The following is an 18,323-nucleotide window of genomic DNA, read 5'->3' as shown; positions in this document are numbered from 1 at the left end:
GCCGCCATACGGCCGGGGCGGCGTATCTCCCACCGACGGCCGACCAGCCCGTACCCCGGGCTGCCGCCGACCGACCGACGGAGAACCCGTGACCACCCCTGCCCGCACGCCGCGCGACCGCGGCGCCCGTACCGACGGCGCCCGCACCGAAGGCGCCCCGCGCACCCGCAAGCCGCGCGGCCGCACCGGCGCCGGCGCCGGCGCCGCCGCCGGATCCCGCACCGCCGGATCCCGCGCCCCCAAGACCTCCCGCGCCACCGCCGCCGCGCCCGCCGACTTCACCGTCGTCCAGGGCACCCCGTCGCGGCCCCCGGCGGCCACCTTCGCCGAGCTCGACCTGCCGAAGGCGATCCTGTCCGCGCTCGGCCGCGAGGGCGTCACCGAGCCGTTCCCGATCCAGGGCGCCACGCTGCCCGACTCGATCGCCGGGCGCGACGTGCTCGGCCGCGGCCGCACCGGCTCCGGCAAGACCCTCGCCTTCGGCCTGCCGCTGCTCGCCCGCACCGCCGGGCGCCGCGCCGACGCCCGGCACCCGCTCGCGCTCGTGCTGGTGCCCACCCGCGAGCTCGCCCAGCAGGTCACCGAGGCGCTCACCCCCTACGCCACCGCCGTCAACCTGCGGATCACCACCGTCGTCGGCGGCATGTCGATCGGGCGCCAGGCCAACGCCGTCCGCCGTGGCACCGAGGTCCTCGTCGCCACCCCCGGCCGGCTCGACGACCTGATCGGCCGCGGCGACGTCATCCTGTCCGACGTCGCGATCACCGTCCTCGACGAGGCCGACCAGATGGCCGACATGGGCTTCCTGCCGCAGGTCACCAAGCTGCTGGAGCAGGTCGCCGAGGGCGGGCAGCGGATGCTGTTCTCCGCCACCCTGGACCGCAACGTCGACCGCCTGGTCAAGCGCTTCCTCTCCGACCCGGTCACCCACTCGGTCGACCCCTCGGCCGGCGCGGTCAGCACCATGGACCACCACGTCCTGCAGCTCGACCCGGCCGACAAGGCGTCCACCACCGCGCACATCGCCTCCCGCGACGGCCGCCTGATCATGTTCGTGCACACCAAGCACGGCGCCGACCGGCTCGCCAAGCAGCTGCTCGCCAACGGCGTCAAGGCCGCCGCGCTGCACGGCGGCAAGTCCCAGCCGCAGCGCAACCGCGTCCTCGACCAGTTCCGCGACGGCCACGTCACCGCGCTGATCGCCACCAACGTCGCCGCCCGCGGCATCCACATCGACGGCCTCGACCTCGTCGTCAACGTCGACCCGCCGGTGGACCACAAGGACTACCTGCACCGCGGCGGGCGCACCGCCCGGGCCGGCGAGTCCGGCACGGTCGTCACCCTCGTCCTGCCCGAGCAGCGCCGCGAGGTCAACCGGCTGATGACGGTCGCCGGCATCCGCCCGACCGTCACCAAGGTCCGCCCCGGCGACGCCGACCTCGCCAAGATCACCGGCGCCCGCACCCCGAGCGGCGTCGCCGTCACCGTCGCCGTCCCGGTGCCCGCCGCCGAGGCCGACGCCAAGCCCAAGGCCGAGGGCAAGGGCGCCCCGCGCCGCCGCCCCGGCAAGCGCTCCGGGCTGCCCGCCGACGTCGACATGAACGGCAACCCGCGCCGCCCCCGCCCCAAGCAGCGCATGGGCGCCGCCGCCCAGGCCCAGGGCGAGCGCCCGCAGGCGGCCGGCTTCATCGGCCGCTCCTCCGGCCGTGCCAAGCCCGGAAGCGGCGCCAAGTCCGGCTCCAACTACGGGACGGGCCGCCAGCGCCGCACGTTCGACTGACGCACACACACGCGCGGAAGGGCGCTCTCCGGGACTCCGGAGGGCGCCCTTCGCCGTATTCGCCGTCGTCGGGCCGCATTCAGGGCCGCGCTCAGACCGTGGCGGGGGCCGGCGCGAGCAGCCGCAACCGCCCGTCCGCCCATGAGGTGTCGGCGGCGCTCAGGGGCGCACCGTGGCCAGCGCCAGCCTGGTGACCTTGGGCGTCATCACCCTTCGGGATTACACGACTTGAGAGATGCGGCCGTTCGTCAGCATCCTGTCGAGAGTGCCGTCGCGCATGGAGGAGAGGGTGGCGAAGGATGACCGACAGTGAAGCGGATCTCGAAGCGATCGCCGAGTACTACGAGACGCACGAGCTGACCGAGGAGGAGATCATGAGTGCCGAGCCGGCCGAGCCGGCCGAGCCGGTGCCGGCGCTCGAACGCCACCTCAAGCGGGCGCGCCGCTGGGCGGCCGTTGAGGACGCCGAGGAGACGCACTGGGCAGGAAGGCGGTGAGGTGACCGTCGGCTCGCGGGCTCAGGCCGTGAGGGCGGGGATTGCTCGCGACGTCCGCAGGGCCTCGTCGTGGCGCTCCAGGAGGAGGGTGGCCAGTTCGGGGGCCGCGCCCAGGACGTCGGCGCAAAGGTCGGCCTCGGTGGCCGCCTCGGCGATGCGGTCCGGGAGGCGGCCGGGCGCCAGGAGGTAGGGGGACACGGCGGTGCGCGCGGCGCCCGCGGCGTGCAGGGCGGCCAGGGCCTCGGGGACGCGGGGACCGGTGCCGGCCGCGTAGGCGACCTCGACCGCGGCCCAGCCGCGGGTGCGGCGCCACTCGTCGGCCACCGCGCGGGTGGCGGCGTCCGCCGCCGGGTCGGAGGAACCCGCCGCCGCGAGCACCACGCCCGTGCGGGCCCGCACCCCCGCCGACGCGACATCCAGGCCCGCCCCCGCCAGCCGCCGGTCGAGCGCGGCGAGCAGCAGCGGCGACGGACCGAGGACGTCCGCCACCGGCAGCCCCGCGCCCGCCGCGCGCAGCGCCGCCGGGATGTCGTGCTTGGCGTGGAACGCCCGGTTCAGCAGGAGCGGCACCGCCACCGCCGCCCCGAGCCGCCCGACCACCTGCGGGATCCGCGGCGCGCAGTGGTCCAGGTACGCCGTCGCGACGTCGAGCCCGGGCCGCTGCGCCCGCACCCGGTCGACGAGCGCGGCCACCGTCGCGGCGTGCCGCGGGTCGCGGCTGCCGTGGGCGATGAGGAGGAGGGCGGTCATGCGGTGCGTCCCTACTTCGCGGCGGCCAGCAGGCCGCGGTTGCGCAGCACCCGGCGCTCGACCGGGGTGAACACGAGCAGCTCGATGGCGATCCCGACGAACAGGATCAGGAGGATGCCGAGCAGCACCCCCGGCATGTCGGAGAACTCGCGCTGGTTCTCCAGGTACCGGCCGAGGCCGAGCCCGAGGTCGGGGGAGGAGGCGACGAGTTCGGCGGCCATCAGCGAGCGCCAGGAGAACGCCCAGCCCTGCTTGAGCCCGGCCAGGTAGCCGGGCAGCGCGGCGGGCAGCAGCACGTGCCGGGCACCGGTGAGGCCGGTGGCGCCGATGGTGCGCCCGGCGCGCAGGAACAGCGGCGGCACCTGGTCGATCCCGGCGACGAGGCCGTTGGCGATGGAGGGCACGGCGCCGAGCAGGATCACCGCGTACATCATCGAGTCGTTGATGCCGAGCCAGATCACCGCGGCCGGCACCCACGCGACCGACGGCAGCGACTGCAGGCCCTGCAGGACCGGGCCGATCGCGGTGCGCACCGGCTTCACGCGGGCGACGACCAGGCCGATCGGGGTGCCGATGACGACGGCCAGCAGGAAGCCGGACAGGCCGCGCCACACGCTCGTCCAGATGATCGAGAACAGCGTGCCCTGGTACCAGAGGTCCTGCGCGGAGTGCCACACGGCCGCCGGGCTGGGAAGCTTGTCGGACGTGGTGAGGTGCAGGCTGTACGCGCCCTGCCACAGCGCGAGCACGACGAGGACGCCGAGCAGCGGCGGCAGCGCCTTCTGCCGCAGCACCTCGCCGAGCGAGCTGCGCCGGGCGGAGACGGCGTCCAGGGCGTCCAGGCCGGCGCCGACGTCGGCGGTGTCGGCGGCTCCGCGCTTGTCCAGGACGGGGGTGGTGTCAGTGCTGGACATGGCGACGGATCTCCCCACGCAGTTCTTCGGTGATCTCGATGGACAGGTCGGCGACGCCGGCGGACTCGATGCGCCGCGGCTGCGGCAGGTCGATGTGCCACTCGCGGGCGATGCGGCCGGGGCGGGAGGAGAGCAGCACCACGCGCTGGGCGAGGCGCACGGCCTCGCGCACGTTGTGGGTGACGAACAGGACGGACAGCTGCCGCTCGGCCCAGATCCGGGTGATCTCGTCGTGCAGGACGTCGCGGGTGATGGCGTCGAGCGCGGCGAACGGCTCGTCCATCAGCAGCACCTTGCTGCCCTGGGCGAGGGCGCGGGCCATCGCGACGCGCTGGCGCATGCCGCCGGACAGCTCGTGCACGCGCTTGCCGTAGGAGCCGCTCAGGCGCACGAGTTCGAGGAGCCGCTCGGCCTCGGCGCGCCGCTCGGGGCGGGGGACGCCGGCGAGCTTGAGGGCGAGTTCGATGTTGCGCCCGGCGGTGAGCCAGGGGAACAGCGCGTGCTCCTGGAACATCAGGGCGGGCCGGGCTCCGGGCACCTCGATGCTGCCGCGGATGGGGCGGTCGAGGCCGGCGACGAGGTTCAGCAGGGTGGACTTGCCGCAGCCCGAGGCGCCGAGCAGCGTGACGAACTCACCGGGCGCCACGTCGAGGGTGATGTCGTCCAGGACGTGGGTCTGCGCGCCGGGGCGGCCGAAGGACTTGTGCACGTGCGAGATCCGGACGGCGGGCGCGGGCGCGGCGCCGGCGGTGCCGGGGGCGTCCGCCGAGGTGGTCAGTGCCGAGGTCATCCGGGCACCTCCTGCGTGAGTGGTCATGGGCCCCTCCTGCCCGTCGGCGGGCAAGGAGGGAGGGGCGGGGAGCTTGGGAGCCGGGGTCCGGCCCCGCCCGTCCGGTGGGCATCGATCGGGGATCGACCGGGCGGGCGGGGGTCCGGACCGCGGAACTGGAGGGGAGGCGGCGCTACTTGGCGCCGAGTCCGGCGTCCGCCACGGGGGCCTGGCCCTTGGCCGCGAGCACCTTGTTCAGCGGGCCGAGGTCGTAGATCCCGTTCAGGTTGGGCTTCTTGAGCAGCCCCGCGGTCACGGCGTGGTCGGCCTCGGCCTGCAGGGTGCCGGCCAGCGGGTCGTCCAGGAAGTCGATGTCCGCCCAGGCCGGGTCGAGGATGGCCGGCTCCAGCGCGCTGCCGGACTCCTTCTTGATGGCCTCGTTGGCGTCGGCCTTGGCCTTGTCCGGGTTGGCCTTGATGAAGGCGTTGGCGTTCACCGAGCCGCGCAGCACGGCCTCCACCACGTCCGGGTGCTCCTTGAGGAACTTCTGCGAGACGATGATGTTGGTGATCACGAACTTCTTGTCCGGCCAGAGGTCCTTCTCGTTGAGCAGGACCTTCGCGCCGAGGGTGACCAGCTTGGAGGCGGTGGGCTCGGGCACCCAGGCGCCGTCGATGGAGCCCTGCTTGTAGGCGTCGGGGGTGACCTTGTTGTCGGTGCGCACCACCGAGACGTCCCCGGCGCCGGTGCTCGGGTCGACCTTGTAGCCCTTGCCCGCCAGGTAGTTGAGCAGCGCCACGTCCTGGGTGTTGCCCAGCTGCGGGGTGGCGATCTTCTTGCCCTTGAGGTCGTCGAGGGAGGAGACCTTGTCCGGGTTGACGACCAGCTTGACCCCGCCGGAGGCCGAACCGCCGATGATCCTCAGCGACTTGCCGTCGGACTTGGTGTAGCCGTTGATCGCGGGGGAGGGGCCGATCCAGCCGATGTCGATGGAACCGGCGTTGAGCGCCTCGATCTCGGCCGGGCCCGCGTTGAAGACCTGGGTCTTGATCTTGGTGGCGCCGAGCTCCTTCTGGAAGAGGCCCTCCTGGAGGCCGACCAGGGCGGTGCCGTGGGTCAGGTTGGCGAAGTAGCCGATCTTGACCGTGTCGGCGGAGAGCTTGTCGCCGGCGGCCGAAGCCCCGGCGGCGGAGGAGCCGGCGTCGCCGGAGGACTTCCCCTCGGCCTTGGAGCCGTAGCTGCACGCGGACAGCAGGGCGACGGTCGCCAGGCCGGCGACGGCGGCCGCGGCGGCGCGTCTGATCCGCCCGGCGTTGGGGCGGATGCGGGTATGCAGGAGGGCCTGGATCGGTGCCATGGTGATGTCCCGTTCGCGGACGGACCGTCAGGAGGCGGTCTCGGGGCTGGAGTTCGGAAGGTGGTGCTTGCGGCATCGCGGATGCCGGGCAAGCCGGGCGGCTGCGGGGGAGGCGGCCCGGTGACAGGGCGTTCTCAGCCCTGTCGGCCCACACATCGGGTCAGTCCGCCCTGGCCACTGCCGAGGACGCCGCTGCCGATGCGGCCGCCTTCCTTGTCCATGCCCGAGAACGCCTCGCTGGGCATCAGACCCAGTCCTCCTCTTCGGTGGCGTCGTTGACGTCGGTGCTGCGTACGGTGTCGAAGGCCTCGCCCGCCATGCCGGCGGTGAGGGTGGTGCCGTCGGCCGGGTCGATCAGCAGGAACGATCCGGTGCGGCGGTTGGCGGAGTAGGTGTCGAGCGCCAGCGGCTCGGCGGTGCGCAGCACCACGTGGCCGATGTCGTTGACGTTCAGCCCGTCGGCGCCGGAACGGCGCTCCAGGGTGTCGATGTCGATCCGGTAGGAGATCTCCTTGACGAGCGCGCGGACGGTGCGGGTGGTGTGCTTGAGCAGCACCTTGTCCCCGGCGCGCAGCGGGCGCTCGTTGAGGTGGCTGACGGTCGCCTCGATGTCCTTGGTGGGGACGGGGGCGGGGCCGGCCGCGATGAGGTCGCCGCGCGAGACGTCGATGTCGTCGGCGAGGCGCACGGTGATCGACTGGGGGGCCCAGGCGATGTCGGTCTCCTCGCCGAGCGCGTCGATGCCGGCGACGGTGGTGGTGTGGCCGGAGGGCAGGACGGTGACGGCGTCGCCGACGCGCAGCACGCCGGAGGCCAGCTGGCCGGCGTAGCCGCGGTAGTCGGGGTGCGCCTCGGTCTGCGGGCGGATGACGTACTGGACGGGGAAACGGGCGGGCTCGGCGCTCGGGTCGCTGCCGACCGGGACGGTCTCCAGGTGCTCCAGCAGGGTCGGGCCGCCGTACCAGTCCATGTGGGCGGAGGGCTCGACGACGTTGTCGCCGGCGAGGGCCGAGATCGGCACGGCGAGGACGTCCTTGACGCCGAGGGAGGCGGCGTAGGCGGTGAACTCGGCGGCGATGGCGGCGAAGACGGGCTCGGCGTAGTCGACGAGGTCCATCTTGTTGACGGCGAGGACGACGTGCGGCACGCGCAGCAGGGCGGCGACGGCGGCGTGCCGGCGGGTCTGCTCGACGACGCCGTTGCGGGCGTCGACGAGGACGACGGCGAGCTCGGCGGTGGAGGCGCCGGTGACCATGTTCCGCGTGTACTGCACGTGGCCCGGGGTGTCGGCGAGGATGAACCGGCGCCGGGGGGTGGCGAAGTAGCGGTAGGCGACGTCGATGGTGATGCCCTGCTCGCGCTCGGCGCGCAGGCCGTCGGTGAGCAGCGCGAGGTCGGGCGCGGCCTGTCCGCGGTTGCGGGAGGCGTGGGCGACGGCCTCCAGCTGGTCGGCGAGCACGGACTTGGAGTCGTGCAGGAGGCGGCCGACGAGGGTGGACTTGCCGTCGTCGACGGAGCCGGCGGTGGCGAAGCGCAGCAGCGACGTGGCGGTGCCGGTCTGGGTCATGCCGGCCTGGGTGGTGCTGGTCATGGCTAGAAGTACCCCTCGCGCTTGCGGTCTTCCATCGCGGCCTCGGACAGCTTGTCGTCGGCCCGCGTCGCGCCGCGCTCGGTGAGGCGGCTGGCGGCGATCTCGGCGATCACGGCCTCGATCGTGGTGGCGTCGGAGTCGACGGCGCCGGTGCAGGACATGTCGCCGACGGTGCGGTAGCGGATCAGGCGCCGCTGGACGGGCTCGTCCTCGCGGGGCCCGCCCCACTCGCCGGCGGTGAGCCACATGCCGCTGCGGGAGAAGACGTCGCGCTCGTGGGCGTAGTAGATCTCCGGCAGGTCGATGCCCTCGCGCTCGATGTACTGCCACACGTCGAGCTCGGTCCAGTTGGAGAGCGGGAAGACGCGCACGTGCTCGCCGACGGCGTGCCGGCCGTTGTAGAGCGACCACAGTTCGGGGCGCTGGCGGCGCGGGTCCCAGGCGCCGAACTCGTCGCGCAGGGAGAAGACGCGCTCCTTGGCGCGGGCCTTCTCCTCGTCGCGGCGCCCGCCGCCGAAGACGGCGTCGAAGCGGTTGGTCTCGATCGCGTCGAGCAGCGGGACGGTCTGCAGCGGGTTGCGGGTGCCGTCGGGGCGCTCGCGCAGGACGCCGCGGTCGATGAAGTCCTGGACGTGGGCCACGTGCAGGCGCAGGCCGTGCTCGGCGACGACGCGGTCGCGGTAGGCGATGACCTCGGGGAAGTTGTGCCCGGTGTCGACGTGCAGCAGCGAGAAGGGCACCGCGGCGGGCCGGAAGGCCTTGAGCGCCAGGTGCAGCATGACGATGGAGTCCTTGCCGCCGGAGAAGAGGATCACCGGGCGTTCGAACTCCCCCGCGACCTCGCGGAAGATGTGCACCGACTCGGCCTCCAGCGCGTCCAGGTGGGACAGCGCGAACGGGGTGTCGTCGGCCTGCACCGTGTGCTGGGTCGCGGTGGTCATGCGAGGCCCCTTTCGGTCAGGAAGGCGTGCAGCTCGGCGGCGGACTCGGTGACCGCGCGGCCCTGCGTCTGGAGGCGCAGCTCCGGGTGCTCCGGCGCCTCGTACGGGTCGTCGACGCCGGTGAGGCCGGAGATCTCCCCGGCGGCCTGCTTGGCGTACAGGCCCTTGACGTCGCGTTCGGCGCACAGCTCGACCGGGGTGGCGACGTGGATCTCCAGGAACTCGGTGCCGGCGGCGGCGTGGCGCTCGCGGACGGCGGCGCGCGAGTCGGCGAAGGGGGCGATCACCGGGGCGAGCACCTTGACGCCGTTGGCGGCCAGCTTCTCGGCGACGAAGCCGATCCGGGTGACGTTGGTGTGCCGGTCCTCGCGGGAGAAGCCGAGGCCCTTGGAGAGGAACTCGCGGATCTCGTCGCCGTCCAGGACCTCGACCCGGTGGCCCTCGGCGCGCAGCCGCTCGGCGAGGGCGAAGGCGAGCGTGGTCTTGCCCGCGCTCGGCAGCCCGGTCAGCCACACGGTGGCGCCGCGCTCGCAGGGGGCGGCCGCGCGGGCCGCCTCTGCGGCTCCGTTGGCGGCCAGTGTGTCGGCTGTCGTCACGGTGGGGTTCCTTCTGGTCGGTTGAGGGTGGTTCGGAGGTTCAGAGGTGGATGCCGCACTCGGTCTTGCCGGAGCCGGACCAGCGGCCGGCCCGCGCGTCCTCGCCCTCGGCGGGCTTGCGGGTGCAGGACAGCGGCGAGCAGCCGATCGAGGTGTAGCCCTCCCACAGCAGCGGGTTGAGCAGCACCCCGTTCGCGGCGACGTAGGCGTCCACGTCGTCCTGCGTCCAGCGGGCGATCGGGGCGAGCTTGACCTTGCGGCGCTTGGGGTCCCACGACACCACCGGGGTGTTCGCCCGGGTCGGCGACTCGTCGCGGCGCAGGCCCGTCGCCCACGCGTCGTAGGCGCCGAGGCCGCGGTTGAGCGGCTCGACCTTGCGCAGCGAGCAGCACAGGTCCGGGTCGCGGTCGTGCAGGTGCGGCCCGTGCTCGGCGTCCTGCTCGGCCACGGTCCTCAGCGGCGTGAGCGTGATGACGTTGACCGGCATCGTCGCGGCGACCGCGTCCCGGGTGCCGATGGTCTCCGCGAAGTGGTAGCCGGTGTCCAGGAACACCACGTCCACGCCGGGGAACACCGAGGAGGCGAGGTGGGCGACGACCGCGTCCTCCATGGAGGAGGTGACGCAGAACCGCTTGCCGAAGGTGTCGGCGGCCCAGCGCAGGATCTCCTGCGGGGTCGCCTCCTCCAGGTCGCGGCCCGCGGCGGTCGCGATCGCCTCGTAGTCAGTCGTCGTGCCGGTCAACTGCGCTTCCCCCTTCGCTCGGTCCCCCCGCGGCAGCGGGCGACAGCAGGCCGAGGAACTTCAACTGGAAGGCCCTGCGGCAGCCGTGGCATTCCCAGGAGCCGTGCCCGGCCTCGGAGGGGCGCAGGTCCTCGTCCCCGCAGTACGGGCAGAAGAACGGTGCGGCTCGCTCACTCATGAGAGCTGCTCCTCGGTGGCCCGGGCCGTCCACTGGGCGAAGCGCTCGCCCTCGGTGCGGTCGGCCTGGTAGCGGGTCAGGAGCCGCTCGACGTAGTCGGGCAGGCCCGCGCTGGTGACCTTCAGGCCGCGGACCTTGCGGCCGAACCCGGCCTCCAGGCCCAGTGCGCCGCCCAGGTGCACCTGGTAGCCCTCGACCTGGTCGCCGTGCTCGTCGGTGACCAGCTGGCCCTTGAGGCCGATGTCGGCGACCTGGATGCGGGCGCAGGCGTTCGGGCAGCCGTTGATGTTGATGGTCAGCGGCTCGGCGAACTCCGGAAGGCGCTCCTCCAGGTCGTCGATCAGGGTGCGCCCGCGCTCCTTGGTCTCGACGATGGCGAGCTTGCAGTACTCGATGCCGGTGCAGGCCATCGTGCCGCGGCGGAACGGCGACGGCGTGACGCGCAGGTCGAGCGCCTCCAGGCCGGCCACCAGCGACTCGACCCGGTCCTCGGCGATGTCGAGGACCAGCATCTTCTGCTCGGCGGTGGTGCGCACCCGGTCGCTGCCGTGGGCCTCGGCGAGGTCGGCGATCTGGCCGAGCAGCTTGCCGTCCACCCGGCCGACGCGCGGGGCGAAGCCGACGTAGAAGCGGCCGTCCTTCTGCTTGTGGACGCCGACGTGGTCGCGCCAGCGGCCGGCCGGCTCGGCGGGCGCGGGGCCGTCGGTCAGCGCGCGCTTGAGGTACTCGTCCTCCAGCACCCGGCGGAACTTCTCCGGGCCCCAGTCGGCGACGAGGAACTTCAGGCGGGCGCGGTTGCGCAGGCGGCGGTAGCCGTAGTCGCGGAAGATGCCGATGACGCCGCCGTAGACGTCGGCCACGTCCTCCAGCGGGACCCAGGCGCCCAGGCGCACGCCGAGCTTCGGGTTGGTGGACAGGCCGCCGCCGACCCACAGGTCGAAGCCGGGACCGTGCTCGGGGTGCACGACGCCGACGAAGGCGACGTCGTTGATCTCGTGCGCGACGTCGAGCAGCGGGGAGCCGGAGACCGCGGACTTGAACTTGCGCGGCAGGTTGGAGAAGTCCGGGTTGCCGATGAAGCGGCGCTGGATCTCCTCGATGGCGGGGGTGCCGTCGATGATCTCGTCCTCGGCGACGCCGGCCACCGGCGAGCCCAGGATGACGCGCGGGGTGTCGCCGCAGGCCTCGGTGGTGGACAGGCCGACGGCCTCCAGCTTCTGCCAGATCGCCGGGACGTCCTCGATCCGGATCCAGTGGTACTGGACGTTCTGGCGGTCGGTCAGGTCGGCGGTGTTGCGGCCGTACTGCTCGGACACCTCGGCGATCGCCCGCAGCTGGGCGACGGTCAGCCGGCCGCCGTCGACGCGCACGCGGAGCATGAAGTACTCGGCGTCGAGCTCGTGCGGATCCAGGATCGCGGTCTTGCCGCCGTCGATGCCCTCCTTGCGCTGGGTGTACAGCCCCCACCAGCGCATCCGGCCGCGCAGGTCGGCCGGGTCGATCGAGTCGAAGCCGCGGTGCGCGTAGATCGTCTCAATGCGTGTCCGCACATTGAGACCGTCGTCGTCCTTCTTGAACTGCTCGTTGGCGTTCAGCGGGGTGTGGTGCCCCATGCCCCACTGGCCCTCACCGCGGTGGCGGGTCACCTTGCGGACCCCGGCGGGGCGGCGCTCGGCGGCACTGTCGGCCGTGGGCTCGACGGTCTCGGGGGAGGTGGCCATGGTGAAGTCCTTCGGGGCAGGTGGCTCTGACGCCGGGTGGGTCGCTGGGCGTGCTCGACCGGGCGGTGCTCCTGTGACCTGCTGTTTCTCAGGACCGTGAGGGCAGTGACCGGGCCGGGCGGGCGCCGTGCGCATCCACGTCGGCGGGGATGGCGAGGTGGTGGCGCCGGGGTGCGGTGGTGGCGGCGGGGTGGGGCTCAGGTCACCGGACAGATGGCGCTGGACACGCGAAGGAGATCGACGTGGAGTCGACCTACCAGGGTGGTTCCGGCGCTAGGCATGGCAAGAGATTCGCACGGCGCACGACTCGCGGTCCACTAACGTCCGCATCATGGACGCTGTGGTTTCGGAATGCGGGACGCCGCCGCGTTCCCGCCGCTCCCCCCGCCGCCCGCCCGGAAACCGGCGGACGCACGCCCGGGGCCCCGCTGAGATCAACCGGCCGGGCCCGGCCCGATACCGTTAGCCCTGTGCAAGCAGCAGGCGATACGAGCAGACCGCACCCCGAGCGGCCCTCCCGACGCCGGGGCAAGGGCTCCCGGCGCGCGGCCAAGCAGGCCACCTGGCGCCGCACGGCGTGGGAACTGGTCCGGGACACCACCAACACCTGCGTCGAGTACCGGGTCACCGGCCTCGCCGCCGAGGCGGCCTTCTTCACCCTGCTGTCGATCCCGCCGCTGCTCCTCGGCCTCGCCGCGACCCTCGGCTACCTCGACCAGGTCCTCGGCGCCGGCACCATCGAGCGCCTCAAGCACGACATCGTCTCGGCCTCCGGGACGGTCCTCTCCGACTCCTCCATCAACGACGTCGTCGTGCCGCTGCTCAACCAGGTGTTCGACACCACCCGGCCCGACCTCATCTCGATCGGCTTCCTGCTCTCGCTGTGGTCCGGCTCCAGGGCCCTCTACATCTTCATCGACACCATCACCGTCATGTACGGCCTCGACGGCAAGCGCGGCATCGTCAAGACCCGCCTCATGTCCCTCGGCCTCTACCTCGGCGCCCTCCTCATCGGCTCCCTCGTGCTGCCGCTGCTCATGGCCGGGCCCGGCCTCGTCGAGAACGCCGTACCGGGCATCGCCGGGCTCGTCGGCGCCGCCTACTGGCCCGTCGCCATCGCCCTGCTGATCGTCTCCCTCACGACGCTCTACCACCTCGCCGTGCCCGTCTCCACGCCCTGGCGCGAGGACATCCCCGGCGCCCTCGTCGCCCTCGTCGTCCTCGTCTTCTGCAGCGTCGCGCTGCGCCTGTACCTCGTCAGCTCCGTCGAGGGCCCCTCCGTCTACGGCTCGCTGGCCGCGCCCGTCGCCGTCCTGCTGTGGATCTTCGTCGTGGCGCTCGCCGTGCTCATCGGCGCCGCCATGAACGCCGCCATAGACCGGCGCTGGCCCACCCTGGAGACCGCCGACGCCCGCGCCGAGAACGAGCGCGCCCACGAGGCCGCCGCCGCGGCCACGGTCCGCGAGGTCGCCGCCCGGCGCGCCGCCGAACGCGCCCGCCGGGCCCGCGAACTCGGCCTCGCCGAAGGCGCCGAGGAGGAGTGGGGCGAGGACGAGGGCGACGACGTCGACGTGCCCTCCGAGTACCCCGAGCGCTGGGCCGACGTCCTCGCCGCCGACAACGTGCGCGGCCGCCTCACCGCCCGCGGCGGCCCCCACCACCGGCCCACCCCGCCGCCGCCCGACAGCGACCGGCCCACCGCCCCGCCCCCGGAGTACCCGCCGCCCGGCTACCCGCCGCGGCCGCCCTGGGACCAGCAGCGGTAGGACGTGCGACAGGGCCTCCCCCGCGGGTGCGGGGGAGGCCCTGTGTCGTTCGCTGCTTCGCTTGCTGCTTCGCTGTGCCCGCTGTGCCCGGTGTGCCCGGTGTCCCGGTGTTTCCGGGGCGCCCTTGCGGCCCGTCAGGCGGTCGCCGGGTTCTGGTTCGGCGGGTACGGGCCGGGCGGGTACGGAGTCGACGAGTGCGGAGTCGACGAGTGCGGTCCGGACGGCTGCGCCGGCGTGTGGAAGCCGCCCCCCAGCGTGCCGCCCGGCCGGGACGGATCCGGGGCGGTGCCGTAGCCGGGCGCCGTCGGGAAGTCCGCCACCGCGCCCGGCCGGCCGGCCTGCTGCCCACTCGCCTCGGGCGCGGGCTCGGACCCCGGGCCCGACGGCGTGCCGTGCGCGGGCGTCCGGCCCGGGGTCTGACCGGCCTGGCCGTCCCCCTGACCGGCCTGGCCGGCCCTCTGGTCGCCCTGGGCCGGGCGCTTCGAGGCCACCTGCGCCGGGAAGTCCGTGCTCGGCAGCGCCGGCTCCAGCGCCGTCCGCCCCGCCGAGTCGCTCAGTTTGATCAGCAGTGCCACCGTCAGCCAGTTCGCCAGCAGCGACGAACCGCCCGCCGCCAGGAACGGCAACGCCTTGCCGGTCAGCGGCACCAGGCCGCTCACCCCGCCGACCACCACGAACACCTGCAGCGCCAGCGCCGTCGACAGACCCGTCGCCAGCAGCTTCCCGAACGGGTCGGTCAGCCCGACCGCCGTGCGCAGACCCCGCTGCACCAGCAGCAGGTACACCAGCAGCACGGCCGTCACCCCGGCCAGGCCCAGCTCCTCGCCGATCGTCGTGAAGACGAAGTCGCTGCGCCCGGCGAAGCCGATCAGCCACGGCCGGCCCGAGCCCAGGCCCGTCCCGGTCAGGTGCCCGGTGCCCAGGCTGAACAGTGCCTCGGCCGGCTGGTCGGAGATGATCGCCTTGTCGTGCACCGGCTTGTAGATGTCGAGCGGGTGCAGCCACGCCTCGACGCGGCCGTGCACGTGCGGCTCCAGGGTGCCGACCACCGCCGCGCCGCCGACCGCCATCAGCAGGCCGAGCACCACCCAGCTGGTGCGCTCGGTCGCCACGTACAGCATCACGACGAAGATGCCGAAGAAGATCAGCGAGGTGCCGAGGTCGCGCTCGAAGATCAGCACCAGCAGGCTCATCACCCAGATCGCCAGCACCGGCCCGGCGTGCCGCCCGCGCGGCAGGGTCATGCCCCAGATCTTGCGGCCGGCCAGCGCGAGCGCGTCCCGCGAGGCCATCAGGTAGCCGGCGAAGAAGATCGTGATCGCGACCTTGACGAACTCGTCCGGTTCGAAGGAGAGCCCGAACAGGCGGATCCAGCGCTTGGCGCCGAAGTCCTCCGGACGCCCGGGGAAGAACGCGGGCGCGGCCAGCAGGACGAGCGCCCCCGCCATCAGGATGTAGACGTAGCGCTGGAAGAACCGGTGGTGCTTGATGAACACCACCAGCGCGAGGGACACCACGACCGCGATGAACACCCACATGAACTGCTGCGGCGCGGCCGGGAGCTTCTGGAAGTCGCCCTTCTTCGCGTGCGCCGCCGCGTAGGAGATGTCCAGCCGGTCCAGCAGCATCAGCCCGAAACCGGTCAGGAACACGCCCAGCGGCAGGATCAGCGGGTCCGCGTACGGGGCGAACCGGCGCACCGCCATGTGCGCCGCGCCCACCAGCCCGACCAGGGGCAGGAGCCGCATCAGCAGGTTCGGCGGCATCTTGCCGGTCAGCGCCAGATCGGCGTCGATGTGTCCCGCCACACAGACGGCCACCGCGAGGGCCAGCAGGCCCAGCTCGATGTTGCGGTGGCGCGCCGCCAGCCGGCGGCCCTCGCCGCGTGCAGTGCTTTGCACCCTTGTCGTCCCCTTGTTGTCACCCACGTGGCCGGTATGCCGACGGTGCATCCTGCCAGACGAACGTGCCCCTCCGCCGGTTGCGCATGGGGACGGAACGGGGCGAAAACTTTGCCTCGGCAAAGCTTCGGCAAGGTTTGGCAAAGCCTTGTTCAGGGTGGGGTATAGAGAGGCCCCCTGGCCGCGGTGATCCACTGCCCACCGGCCATCATGGCGGGGCGCCGGACACCGCGAACGGACCCCGGCGCGCCCCGAGCCCGCCCGGGCACGGGGCCGGCGGCAGCACGGCGTGGACGAGGTGGCGGACGGATGGACGGCTCGGTGCAGGCGCTCGGCTACAGCGGGCCGCCGGCCTGGCAGTGGTCCGACCTCGCCACCTCGTGGACCGCCGAACCCCTCGTCCTCGGCCTCTCCGTCCTCCTCGGCGCCTGGTACCTCCTCGCCGTCCGGGCCGTCCACCGCACCGGCGGCGAACGCTGGCAGCCCACCCGCACCGCGGCCTTCCTCGGCGGGCTGCTCCTGTGGATCTGGGCCACCTGCTCCGGCCTCGGCGTCTACGACCGCGTCCTCTTCACCGACCGGGCCGTCCAGGTCGTCCTGCTGCTCATGGTCGTCCCGCTGCTGCTCGCGCTCGGCGCGCCGGTCTCGCTGCTCGTCGGGTCCGCGTCCGAGCGGCGGCGCGAGCGGATCCTGCGGGCGCTGCGCAGCAAGCCGTCCAAGGTGCTGATGTTCCCGGCCGTCTCGACCGCGCTGCTGATGGCGCCGCCGTGGCTCCTCTACTTCACGCCCTGGTACGAGTGGTCGGTCTCCAGCGGCGCCGGGAACCTCGTGCTGCACTTGGTGCTCGTGCTGCTCGGGCTCGCCTACTTCTGGCCGCGGCTCCAGATCGACCCCGTCGGGCACGAGTACCCGCACCTGGTCGGGCTGTTCATCACCTTCGCCGAGGTGATCTTCGACGCCGGGCTCGGGATCGTCCTCATCTACGGCGGCCACCTCGTCGCCGAGCACCACTACGTCGCCCTCGGGCGGCCCTGGGGGCCGAGCCTCGCGCAGGACCAGACCTGGGGCGGCAACGCCTTCTGGGTGCTGGGGGACCTCGTCGGGCTGCCGTTCCTGGCCGCGCTCGTGCGGCGCATGGTGGTGCAGGGGCGCGAGGAGATCAAGGCCGTGGACGCCGAGCTGGACGCCCGCTTCGAGGAGGCGGCGGCCCAGGCGCGCGCGGAGGGCCGCGAGGAGGAAGAGGAGACCGGGATGCGGCCCTGGTGGCTGGACGACCCCAACCTCAAGCACCGCTACGGCGGCTGACCCCGCCCTCGCCCGCGCATTTCCGCAGGTCAAAACCCTGTTGGCGCGGGAACCGTTCTTCGCTAGCGTTTCTCCCGTCCGGTTCGGGCGCCCTCTTCGGGCCGCCCGAGGAGTAGAGAGCAGGAGGTGAGCCCCATGGCCGTCGTTGCCCCGATAGCTGCCCTGGGCAGCACGCGCGATCACCTCCTTTTCCCGGCCGCCGGCTGACGTTCCGAGCCAGCCGCAGCCCGCCGGGATCATCTCCTCCCGAAGGGCCCACTGCGTTGTTCAACGCTGCCTCCGTTCCGTCGTACCCCTCTTCTTCCTCCTCGTCCTCCCCGGCCGCTGAGCACATCGAGCTGCCTGAGCACGCCGAGCGCTCTGAGCACTTCGAGCGCCCTGAGCACGCCGAGAGCTCTGAGCTCTCCGCCGCGCTGTCCGGCTACGGCTGGACGGCCGAGCTCGACGAGCTGTTCAACCCGCTCGCCGAGGCCGGTCTCGTCCCGGCCCGCATCGTCCGCGTCGACCGCGGCCAGTGCGACGCCGTCCTGGCCGACCCCGAAACCGGCGAAGCGCGCACCGTCCGGCTCGACACCCGGCCGGTCGGCGACGCCGACATGATCAACTGCCCGTGCACCGGCGACTGGGCCGCCGTCGACCTCGACGCCCAGCCCATGGCCGCGGTCACGGCGCTGCTGCCGCGCAGCACCGCGATCATCCGCAAGGTCGCCGGCAAGCGCTCCGACGGCCAGGTGCTCGCGGCCAACGTCGACACCGTCCTGATCGCCGCCTCCCTCGCCGCCGACCCCGACCTCGGCCGGATCGAACGCTTCCTCGCCCTCGCCTGGGAGTCCGGCGCCGAACCCGTCGTCGTCCTCACCAAGGCCGACCTCGTCGACGACGCCGAGTTCATCCGCGCCGACGTCGAAGGCGTCGCCCCCGGCGTCACCGTGCTCGTCGTCAGCGCCGAGACCGGGGAGGGCATGGACGTCCTGCGCGCCTGCACTCCCGGCACCACCGCCCTCATCGGGCAGTCCGGCGTCGGCAAGTCCACCCTCACCAACGCGCTCGCGGGCGCGGCCGTCATGACCGTCCAGGCCGCCCGCGACGTCGACCAGAAGGGACGCCACACCACGACCACCCGCGAACTCATAGCGCTGCCCGGGGGCGGCGTGCTCATCGACACCCCCGGACTGCGCGAAGTCGGCCTCTACGGCGGTGAGGGCGTGGACCTGGCCTTCGCCGACATCGCCGAGCTGGCCGAGGAGTGCCGCTTCCACGACTGCGGCCACCACACCGAGCCCGGCTGCGCCGTCCAGGCCGCGCTGGAGGAGGGCACGCTGCCGCAGCGGAGGTGGGAGAGCTACCGCAAGCTCCAGCGCGAGAACGAGTGGATCGCGTCCCGGTCGGACGCCCGGCTCGCCTCGGCGCGGCTGAAGAAGTGGAAGACGATCACCAAGTCGATGCGGAAGGAGAACGGCCCGGTCCGGCGCTGACACCGCACACCCCGCAAGGCTGGGCACCGGGCCCGGTGAC

General features: G+C 73.1%; 17 protein-coding genes. 5 read left to right on the top strand and 12 right to left on the bottom strand.

Going from position 1 to position 18,323, the window contains the following annotated elements; genetic code table 11:
- The first annotated feature begins 88 nt into the window (after positions 1 to 88).
- Positions 89 to 1,780: a DEAD/DEAH box helicase gene (locus ACFV4G_RS16960; protein ID WP_380440958.1), complete on the top strand. Its 1,692-nt coding sequence runs from the start codon at positions 89 to 91 to the stop codon at positions 1,778 to 1,780.
- A gap of 299 nt (positions 1,781 to 2,079) precedes the next feature.
- Positions 2,080 to 2,277, top strand: a complete 198-nt coding sequence (locus tag ACFV4G_RS16955) for a hypothetical protein (RefSeq protein ID WP_380440955.1) — start codon at positions 2,080 to 2,082, stop codon at positions 2,275 to 2,277.
- A gap of 21 nt (positions 2,278 to 2,298) precedes the next feature.
- Here the strand turns inward: ACFV4G_RS16955 and ACFV4G_RS16950 are convergent, their stop codons facing one another.
- From ACFV4G_RS16950 to ACFV4G_RS16900, 11 genes are all read right to left on the bottom strand, one after another.
- Positions 2,299 to 3,027, bottom strand: coding sequence for a sirohydrochlorin chelatase (locus ACFV4G_RS16950; RefSeq protein WP_380440953.1), 729 nt, complete (start codon positions 3,025 to 3,027; stop codon positions 2,299 to 2,301).
- 11 nt (positions 3,028 to 3,038) lie between these two features.
- A complete protein-coding gene (locus ACFV4G_RS16945) occupies positions 3,039 to 3,941 on the bottom strand; it encodes an ABC transporter permease (RefSeq protein ID WP_380440950.1) in 903 nt (300 codons plus the stop codon).
- Entirely contained in the window at positions 3,928 to 4,731 is an 804-nt protein-coding gene (locus tag ACFV4G_RS16940) for an ABC transporter ATP-binding protein (protein WP_380441044.1), read from the bottom strand. The genes ACFV4G_RS16945 and ACFV4G_RS16940 overlap by 14 nt, the downstream gene beginning before the upstream one ends.
- A gap of 172 nt (positions 4,732 to 4,903) precedes the next feature.
- Positions 4,904 to 6,067 (bottom strand): aliphatic sulfonate ABC transporter substrate-binding protein, encoded by a 1,164-nt coding sequence (locus tag ACFV4G_RS16935; protein WP_380440948.1) that lies wholly within the window; start codon positions 6,065 to 6,067, stop codon positions 4,904 to 4,906.
- 244 nt (positions 6,068 to 6,311) lie between these two features.
- Positions 6,312 to 7,658, bottom strand: coding sequence for a sulfate adenylyltransferase subunit 1 (locus tag ACFV4G_RS16930; protein WP_380440946.1), 1,347 nt, complete (start codon positions 7,656 to 7,658; stop codon positions 6,312 to 6,314).
- A gap of 2 nt (positions 7,659 to 7,660) precedes the next feature.
- Positions 7,661 to 8,599, bottom strand: coding sequence for a sulfate adenylyltransferase subunit CysD (cysD, locus tag ACFV4G_RS16925; RefSeq protein WP_380440943.1), 939 nt, complete (start codon positions 8,597 to 8,599; stop codon positions 7,661 to 7,663).
- Complete coding sequence (cysC, locus tag ACFV4G_RS16920) at positions 8,596 to 9,177, bottom strand: adenylyl-sulfate kinase (protein WP_380441043.1); 582 nt, start codon at positions 9,175 to 9,177, stop codon at positions 8,596 to 8,598. Before cysC ends, cysD begins: the two co-directional genes overlap by 4 nt.
- A gap of 58 nt (positions 9,178 to 9,235) precedes the next feature.
- Positions 9,236 to 9,937, bottom strand: coding sequence for a phosphoadenylyl-sulfate reductase (locus ACFV4G_RS16915; protein WP_380440940.1), 702 nt, complete (start codon positions 9,935 to 9,937; stop codon positions 9,236 to 9,238).
- Positions 9,918 to 10,115 (bottom strand): hypothetical protein, encoded by a 198-nt coding sequence (locus tag ACFV4G_RS16910; RefSeq protein WP_380440937.1) that lies wholly within the window; start codon positions 10,113 to 10,115, stop codon positions 9,918 to 9,920. The genes ACFV4G_RS16915 and ACFV4G_RS16910 overlap by 20 nt, the downstream gene beginning before the upstream one ends.
- Complete coding sequence (locus ACFV4G_RS16905; RefSeq protein ID WP_380440935.1) at positions 10,112 to 11,836, bottom strand: nitrite/sulfite reductase; 1,725 nt, start codon at positions 11,834 to 11,836, stop codon at positions 10,112 to 10,114. Before ACFV4G_RS16905 ends, ACFV4G_RS16910 begins: the two co-directional genes overlap by 4 nt.
- 197 nt (positions 11,837 to 12,033) lie before the next feature.
- A complete protein-coding gene (locus ACFV4G_RS16900; protein WP_310593185.1) occupies positions 12,034 to 12,117 on the bottom strand; it encodes a putative leader peptide in 84 nt (27 codons plus the stop codon).
- A 189-nt stretch (positions 12,118 to 12,306) separates the two neighbouring features.
- Between ACFV4G_RS16900 and ACFV4G_RS16895 the strand changes: the two genes are divergently transcribed.
- Positions 12,307 to 13,602 carry a YihY/virulence factor BrkB family protein gene (locus ACFV4G_RS16895; RefSeq protein ID WP_380440932.1) on the top strand — a complete coding sequence of 432 codons (1,296 nt, stop codon included), beginning with the start codon at positions 12,307 to 12,309 and terminating at the stop codon, positions 13,600 to 13,602.
- A gap of 134 nt (positions 13,603 to 13,736) precedes the next feature.
- On the opposite strand, the gene ACFV4G_RS16890 is transcribed toward ACFV4G_RS16895, so the two are convergent.
- Positions 13,737 to 15,503 (bottom strand): FtsW/RodA/SpoVE family cell cycle protein, encoded by a 1,767-nt coding sequence (locus ACFV4G_RS16890; protein ID WP_380440929.1) that lies wholly within the window; start codon positions 15,501 to 15,503, stop codon positions 13,737 to 13,739.
- 309 nt (positions 15,504 to 15,812) lie between these two features.
- Between ACFV4G_RS16890 and ACFV4G_RS16885 the strand changes: the two genes are divergently transcribed.
- Positions 15,813 to 16,808: a cytochrome c oxidase assembly protein gene (locus ACFV4G_RS16885; RefSeq protein WP_380440926.1), complete on the top strand. Its 996-nt coding sequence runs from the start codon at positions 15,813 to 15,815 to the stop codon at positions 16,806 to 16,808.
- Between the two features lie 413 nt (positions 16,809 to 17,221).
- Positions 17,222 to 18,283 (top strand): ribosome small subunit-dependent GTPase A, encoded by a 1,062-nt coding sequence (gene rsgA / locus ACFV4G_RS16880; RefSeq protein WP_380441041.1) that lies wholly within the window; start codon positions 17,222 to 17,224, stop codon positions 18,281 to 18,283.
- Positions 18,284 to 18,323 lie beyond the last annotated feature (40 nt).

The sequence above is a fragment of the Kitasatospora sp. NPDC059747 genome, assembly GCF_042732955.1.
Classification (GTDB): Bacteria; Actinomycetota; Actinomycetes; order Streptomycetales; family Streptomycetaceae; genus Kitasatospora.
Note: the sequence above shows the minus strand (reverse complement) of the source record. Positions and strands in the feature narration are given on the sequence as shown.

Coding starts and splice junctions, on each gene's coding strand:
- ACFV4G_RS16910 (WP_380440937.1), bottom strand. CDS start 10,115: ATGAGTGAGCGAGCCGCACCGTTCTTCTGCCCGTACTGCGGGGACGAG.
- ACFV4G_RS16900 (WP_310593185.1), bottom strand. CDS start 12,117: ATGCCTAGCGCCGGAACCACCCTGGTAGGTCGACTCCACGTCGATCTC.
- ACFV4G_RS16935 (WP_380440948.1), bottom strand. CDS start 6,067: ATGGCACCGATCCAGGCCCTCCTGCATACCCGCATCCGCCCCAACGCC.
- ACFV4G_RS16885 (WP_380440926.1), top strand. CDS start 15,813: ATGGACGGCTCGGTGCAGGCGCTCGGCTACAGCGGGCCGCCGGCCTGG.
- ACFV4G_RS16955 (WP_380440955.1), top strand. CDS start 2,080: ATGACCGACAGTGAAGCGGATCTCGAAGCGATCGCCGAGTACTACGAG.
- ACFV4G_RS16930 (WP_380440946.1), bottom strand. CDS start 7,658: ATGACCAGCACCACCCAGGCCGGCATGACCCAGACCGGCACCGCCACG.
- ACFV4G_RS16940 (WP_380441044.1), bottom strand. CDS start 4,731: ATGACCTCGGCACTGACCACCTCGGCGGACGCCCCCGGCACCGCCGGC.
- cysD (WP_380440943.1), bottom strand. CDS start 8,599: ATGACCACCGCGACCCAGCACACGGTGCAGGCCGACGACACCCCGTTC.
- ACFV4G_RS16950 (WP_380440953.1), bottom strand. CDS start 3,027: ATGACCGCCCTCCTCCTCATCGCCCACGGCAGCCGCGACCCGCGGCAC.
- ACFV4G_RS16945 (WP_380440950.1), bottom strand. CDS start 3,941: ATGTCCAGCACTGACACCACCCCCGTCCTGGACAAGCGCGGAGCCGCC.
- ACFV4G_RS16905 (WP_380440935.1), bottom strand. CDS start 11,836: ATGGCCACCTCCCCCGAGACCGTCGAGCCCACGGCCGACAGTGCCGCC.